This is a genomic window from Psychrobacillus mangrovi (assembly GCF_037104765.1).
GTDB lineage: Bacteria > Bacillota > Bacilli > Bacillales_A > Planococcaceae > Psychrobacillus > Psychrobacillus mangrovi.
In genome coordinates, this window is sequence record NZ_JBAWSY010000040.1 from 1 (window position 1) to 6,096 (window position 6,096).

Genomic DNA, 6,096 nt, shown 5'->3' on the forward strand with positions numbered 1-6,096 from the left:
CTCTGCTTTAGAACGTTACTTAGAAGTACACACTGTAATATAAATTGAAACGCCGTATACGAGAACCGTACGTACGGTGTTGTGAGAGGGGCGAAAATAAGTTAACTTATTCTCCCTCTACTCGATTTAACTGTATCCTGATGAAGGCAATTATTGTACTATCAAATTAATATTTAATAGGAAAAGATTGGAGTGCCAAAATGAGCGAAATAGGAAAGCTTCCCGAACCACCTTATTATGCGGTAATTTTTACTTCTCAGCGTACGGATGGTGACAGAGGTTATAGTAAAATGGCAGAAAAAATGGTTCAGTTAGCTTCTCACCAACAGGGATTTTTAGGTTTAGAGAGCGCCCGTGATTATGAATTAGGGATTACTATTTCTTATTGGGACTCTTTAGAATCAATAAAGGAATGGAAAGAAAATTCAGCGCATAAAGTTGCACAAGAAAAAGGAATGGAAGAATGGTATAAGGACTATTCTGTGAGGATTTCTAAAGTTGAAAAAGCTTACTCTTTTAAGAAAGTTTAGCTTGACCGTAATAGGGCATAATTACAAAAATTGGAGGGATTAAATGTCAGATGAAAATTCTACAAGTCGTTTAACAACATTCACAGAAGGAAAAGTTCTTGTAATGGAGCGTATTTTTAACGCACCACGTGATCTTGTGTTTAAAGCTTATTCAGAATCAGAGCTATTAGAGAGTTGGTGGGGACCAAAGGGATGGAAGACAAAAAATAGCCAATTTGAGTTTAAACCCGAAGGCATATGGCATTATTGCATGACATGCATTGATGAAAATCAAGGGGAATTTTATGGTCAAGAATCTTGGGGAAAGGCTATCTATCATGAGATTGTTGTTCCTGAGAAAATTGTTTACACAGATATGTTTGCAGATGAAAAAGGGAATGCAGTTGCAGGTATGCCTGAGCTACTAATTACAATGATTTTTACTGAAGATGGAGATAAGACAAAACTCATTGCGCGGTCGGAATTCGCCACTTTAGAAACTCTTCAGCAAGTACTAGACATGGGGGTAGTCCAAGGAACCTCTTCGCAATACGACCGACTTGAGGAACTCCTAGATCAAGGAGATTTTTAGGAAGGGTTCAATAAGAAATAAATAGGAAAAGAGCCATATTTAAAGATATGGCTCTCATATTGTAGTCAAAAGGAAGGTTGCTAATTGGCCACGTTCTTTATTTTGATTTTTTGTCATCAATTTATTCTTCCTAATTATATAGAAATAATAAGGTAGCATTTGTTGTTTGGAGAAGCGTCCGCTCGACTCCTGCGGGAAAGCGAGACAGACGAGACCCCCGCACGAAGCGTTTAGAGGAAGGAAGGCTAAGGGCGCCTCGTCCTGACGCGACGCCTTCATGACCAACATCGTGTTGGCCCGAAAGGCTCTGCGCTCGCCCGCGTAAAGCGAGCGGTAAGCTTCAGAAAATCTTATATAAATAAATTTGAGTTTGTCTTCAATCAGAGAGCCATATTTAAATACAAATATGACTCGCCATAATTGTTACTTTGATCTTTTACTTTCTATAGTAATTTGATTTAGTATAGCCAAACCAACTATTTCAGCCACATCCTGTAATTTTTCTTTGCTTATCTTATCAATTGTATCTTGTGGAGTATGGTACCATTCCTCTGTTGGGTTATGGATGAATAGAGCAGCAGGAATTCCAGCTTCTGCAAAAGATACATGATCACTACGCTCACCTTGGTTATAAGGAGTTGGTTCTCCATTTAACTTTTTGCTAGCTGCCTGCGAAAGATCTGTTACTAGATTAGGCTTACCGTCTACTGTTTGAAGAATTAATTCACCGGCATTTTTACTTCCTACCATATCTAAGTTAAAATTTGCAACGATTCGACTTTTTTCATCTTCCGATAGACTCTCAACGTAGTGAGAAGAACCAAGTAATCCTAATTCTTCAGCACCAAACGTAACAAAACGGATCTCTGTATTTGATGAAATATTTTTCAATACACGAGCAAGTTCGAGTGTCATCGCAGTCCCAGAAGCATCATCATTTGCACCTGGTGCGCCTAAAACCGAATCGTGATGTGCACCGATCACAATGATATTATTGTTTGATTTTGTTTGCATAGGTTTCTTTATAGCGATAACATTGCTTGAAGTTTTTTCATTGAAACTTGCTCCTTCAATGTCAAGCTTCCCTATCGTACCTGGATTTTTACTGATATGGCTTACTAAGTCATTACCTTCTGCTTTTGTTAATAAAACAGCTGGAGCACTAGTCTTATTTGTGTCCCCTAAACTTACATTAATTGCACCTGACTCATGGTTGTAAATGATGACACCAATAGCACCTTTAGCTGTAGCGTTTGATATTTTATCTGCAAATGTTATTTCTCCACGTTGGATGAGTGCAATTTTTCCAGTTAAGTTTAAACTTTGTAGTTCCTCCATTTTTCCAAGTCCAGCTGCAACAATTTCCCCAGAAACATTACCATTTACCGAATATTCGAATACAACGGGATGCAAACTTTGAGAAAAACCATCAATAGATAACGCAAAGCTTTGTGGCGGGGTATAGCTATTAAAAGTAAATGATTGCACTTCTGTCTTGTATCCGTAAGATTCAAATTCTTTTTTTATATAACCAACAGCCTTTTTCTCTTGCTCCGTGCCTGCAACTCGTGGACTTTCAGATAAGGTTTTTATATTGTTGTAAATATTCTCAGCATTAATTCCCCATAAAACTTGTGTTTCGAGTGCATTCATTTCTTCAAATTCAGTAGAAGCAAAGTGTGGACTGAACGCTACTATTGGCACAACTGTTGCAATACCAAGGATAATTGTTAGTATAATTTTATTGATAGAATATCTCATTTTATGCCTCCCAAATAGTTATTGATTTAGGATGAGCAAAAAAGAGCTATTTACTTGTTTAATTACATATATTTTTTTAAAAAGGTATTTGGACATTATCCATCAGCTAAGAACTAGGTATGAATTATTTAGATTTTACCTTACTCTGTGCTAGACTAATTACAATAAAAAAGAAGAAAAGAGGTTAATATGTTTAAAAAAATAATGAAGCAAATCAAACAACTTTCTCAAGGGAGTTGTGAGCGTAGACATTATCGTCGAGGCAGCAGCAGTGATCGAAGAAAAAGTTATTTTAAGCGAGGAAGCAGTAGTAGTAATTATAGACGAAATCCAATGAGTGGAAGTAACTACTACAAACGCAAAGGACGAAGCAGTAGTTAATTTATTTTTACATTTTATTGGCTAAAATTGCGGCTTGTAGATCCTTTAAAATGTCTTTAGTAGTTGAATAGGATACTTCAATTTGTAATAGTCTTTTTAGTAAATGAACCGTTTCCTTTTTTAAAGAAAGTTCTTCTGTCCAGGGAAGAGCTTTTTTCTTTTTTGTAGGATAGGTTGTATAGAGTAAATATAAGAGTATTTCACCTAAATCATAGTAATCCTGTTCTTTCATTTCGCCACTTGAATCATTCTGCTTGGACAAACCAAAGTCGATTAAAAGAAGTTGGTTGTTGTTTACAATAATGTTTGGGATTCGCAAGTCCCCATGATAGATGTTTTTGCTATGTATATCGTCAATTAAAACAAGGAGATCAACTAGAAGAATTAAAGACTGTTCTTCATTAAAAGTAACCTTTTTATAAAAAATTAGATCTTCCAAATTGTCTCCCTCAATATAGTTCATGACATAGAATAGTAGCTCATCATGTGTAAAAGTTTCATAAAACTTTGGCATGTTTTCATGGTTTAGTTTTTGCAAAATGGAGATCTCATTTTCGAATAGCTTAATCTCTTTTTTAGTGCGATGTTTACTTCGTCGTAGCTGTTTAATCACTTTGTAATTGTTCGTTTTTAAATCTTTACAACGATATAGAATGCCATAGCTTCCTTTTCCAATGACATCTAAAACCTCATAACGATGGTTCAAGATTGTACTTTCTTTTATCGGTGTATCTACAAAAAACTGATATGCTTTTCGAATAGAACGTAAAATAGAAATAAAATTCACCTCATTTGTGTTGCAATCTTTTATATAAAACCTTACTGATATAATAAATTATGTACATTAAGTTATGAGAAGTATAGTGATATGTTTAAGTAATGGCAGGTAGGAGTATGGAAGTAATTAAGATGACATTCTAGCGTATTTACTTTTATGTTTTGTTTTAATTGGTTAATTGGATTTATTTTACAAATACCTTTTACTTTAGGCTATATTAATGGCTAAATTCATTGTCAGATAGGGAGATCTGAACGAAGTATAATAAATTTCAAAATGTAGAAACTAAAGGTACTATTGTTTAAAAGGGAAGGAAGCTAGAGATACTTGCGTTCGGCGCAAGTAGCCAAAAAGAAAGTAATAAACGAAGATAATAAGTCACATAGAAGGAAGAGGAGAACCGATGACAAAGAAAAACGAATCAAATCAAGCAGGATGGAACTTCGATAACAGTTATTCCCGTCTGCCAAATACATTCTTTACTAGTCTAGACCTAAACCCAGTACGCTCACCAAAACTATCTGTTCTTAATAATCCATTGGCTACATCTTTGGGGTTAAATATCCAAGTATTAGAAAGCGAGGATGGTATAGAAGAACTGGGTGGAAATCAAGTTCCAGAAGGTGCTTTCCCTCTTGCACAGGCTTACGCTGGGCATCAATTCGGACATTTTAACATGCTAGGAGACGGCCGTGCTCTTTTACTTGGAGAACAAATCACTCCCCAAGGAGAGCGGTTTGATATTCAACTCAAAGGTTCTGGTAGAACTCCTTATTCCCGTGGAGGAGATGGTCGAGCAGCGCTTGGACCAATGCTTCGAGAATACATAATTAGCGAAGCAATGCATTCACTTGGTATTGCTACTACACGCACTTTAGCTGTGGTAACGACAGGTGAACCTGTATTTCGTGAAACTAAGCTACCTGGTGCAATTATGACACGTGTTGCTGCAAGTCATATACGTGTCGGTACCTTTCAATATGCAGCAAGATTTGGCACTTATGAGGAGCTCCAAGCACTGGCAGATTACACGCTGGAACGACATTATCCAGAAGTGGATGCTGCGCCAAATCGTTATATTTTCCTACTTCAAGAAGTGATCAAACGTCAGGCATCTCTAATTTCGAAATGGCAACTGGTAGGCTTTATTCATGGGGTGATGAACACCGATAATATGGCGATTAGTGGTGAAACCATTGATTATGGACCTTGTGCATTTATGGATGTCTACGATCTTGCCACGGTATTCAGTTCTATCGATGTTAACGGTCGCTATGCGTATGGAAATCAGCCCAATATTGCTGGGTGGAATCTAGCTCGATTTGCTGAAAGCATATTGCCATTGCTTCACGAAGATGAGGAAGAGGCAATTAAACTTGCTCAGAATGCGGTAGAAGATTTTCCTAAGTTGTATTTTTCTAATTGGTTAGCTGGAATGAGAAAGAAACTAGGAATATTTAATGAAGAGGAGCAGGATAAAGTATTAATTGAAGAACTTCTCCTTATGATGCAGAAATATCAAGCGGACTATACCAATACCTTCCGAGCGTTAACTTTCGATACGATGAAAGATGTAGAATTGTTTGGTAAGCCAGAATTTGCTCAGTGGCATGAGCAATGGAAGACGCGACTAAGCAGACAGCAAGAATCGAATGCCGATTCACAGGCGTTGATGCGTAACAGCAATCCTGCTGTCATCCCGCGCAACCACCAAGTAGAAGAGGCACTTGATGCGGCAGTGAATCAAGGAGACTATAGCGTGATGGAGCGTCTACTTGAAGTACTATCAAGTCCATACGCACACACTCCTGAACAGGAAGAATACACTATATTGCCTGACCAACCAAATAGTTCATACCAAACCTTTTGTGGGACATAAGATATAAAATAGATTCAAACGAGTAAGCGAGAGAAAATTTCTCTCGTTTTTTTATGTGTGCCAGGCATGGCAACTATCTAGGTGGTGAAAGTCCACTGTGGGGGTACACATCGACCAACCACTAAGGAAGCGCAAGGTACTTATCGTGAGGTAAGGGCTAGAGGAAGCGTGGAATAAAATCTTGGCTCGACGAACA

At 37.3% G+C, this 6,096-nt stretch carries 5 protein-coding genes; 3 read left to right on the forward strand and 2 right to left on the reverse strand.

What is annotated here, in order from left to right; all coding sequences use genetic code 11:
• Positions 1-200: 200 nt before the first annotated feature.
• Entirely contained in the window at positions 201-530 is a 330-nt protein-coding gene (locus tag WAX74_RS20840) for an antibiotic biosynthesis monooxygenase family protein (RefSeq protein WP_336499568.1), read from the forward strand.
• Positions 531-573: 43 nt separating this feature from the next.
• Positions 574-1,101, forward strand: a complete 528-nt coding sequence (locus tag WAX74_RS20845) for an SRPBCC domain-containing protein (protein ID WP_336499569.1) — start codon at positions 574-576, stop codon at positions 1,099-1,101.
• Positions 1,102-1,524: 423 nt separating this feature from the next.
• Here the strand turns inward: WAX74_RS20845 and WAX74_RS20850 are convergent, their stop codons facing one another.
• On the reverse strand, positions 1,525-2,862 hold the full coding sequence (locus WAX74_RS20850) for a M20/M25/M40 family metallo-hydrolase (RefSeq protein WP_336499570.1): 1,338 nt from the start codon (positions 2,860-2,862) through the stop codon (positions 1,525-1,527).
• Between the two features lie 388 nt (positions 2,863-3,250).
• On the reverse strand, positions 3,251-4,030 hold the full coding sequence (locus WAX74_RS20855; RefSeq protein WP_336499571.1) for a protein kinase domain-containing protein: 780 nt from the start codon (positions 4,028-4,030) through the stop codon (positions 3,251-3,253).
• Positions 4,031-4,424: 394 nt separating this feature from the next.
• Between WAX74_RS20855 and WAX74_RS20860 the strand changes: the two genes are divergently transcribed.
• Positions 4,425-5,900 (forward strand): protein adenylyltransferase SelO, encoded by a 1,476-nt coding sequence (locus WAX74_RS20860; protein WP_336499572.1) that lies wholly within the window; start codon positions 4,425-4,427, stop codon positions 5,898-5,900.
• Positions 5,901-6,096: the final 196 nt, after the last annotated feature.

Coding starts and splice junctions, on each gene's coding strand:
- WAX74_RS20850 (WP_336499570.1), bottom strand. CDS start 2,862: ATGAGATATTCTATCAATAAAATTATACTAACAATTATCCTTGGTATT.
- WAX74_RS20840 (WP_336499568.1), top strand. CDS start 201: ATGAGCGAAATAGGAAAGCTTCCCGAACCACCTTATTATGCGGTAATT.
- WAX74_RS20860 (WP_336499572.1), top strand. CDS start 4,425: ATGACAAAGAAAAACGAATCAAATCAAGCAGGATGGAACTTCGATAAC.
- WAX74_RS20845 (WP_336499569.1), top strand. CDS start 574: ATGTCAGATGAAAATTCTACAAGTCGTTTAACAACATTCACAGAAGGA.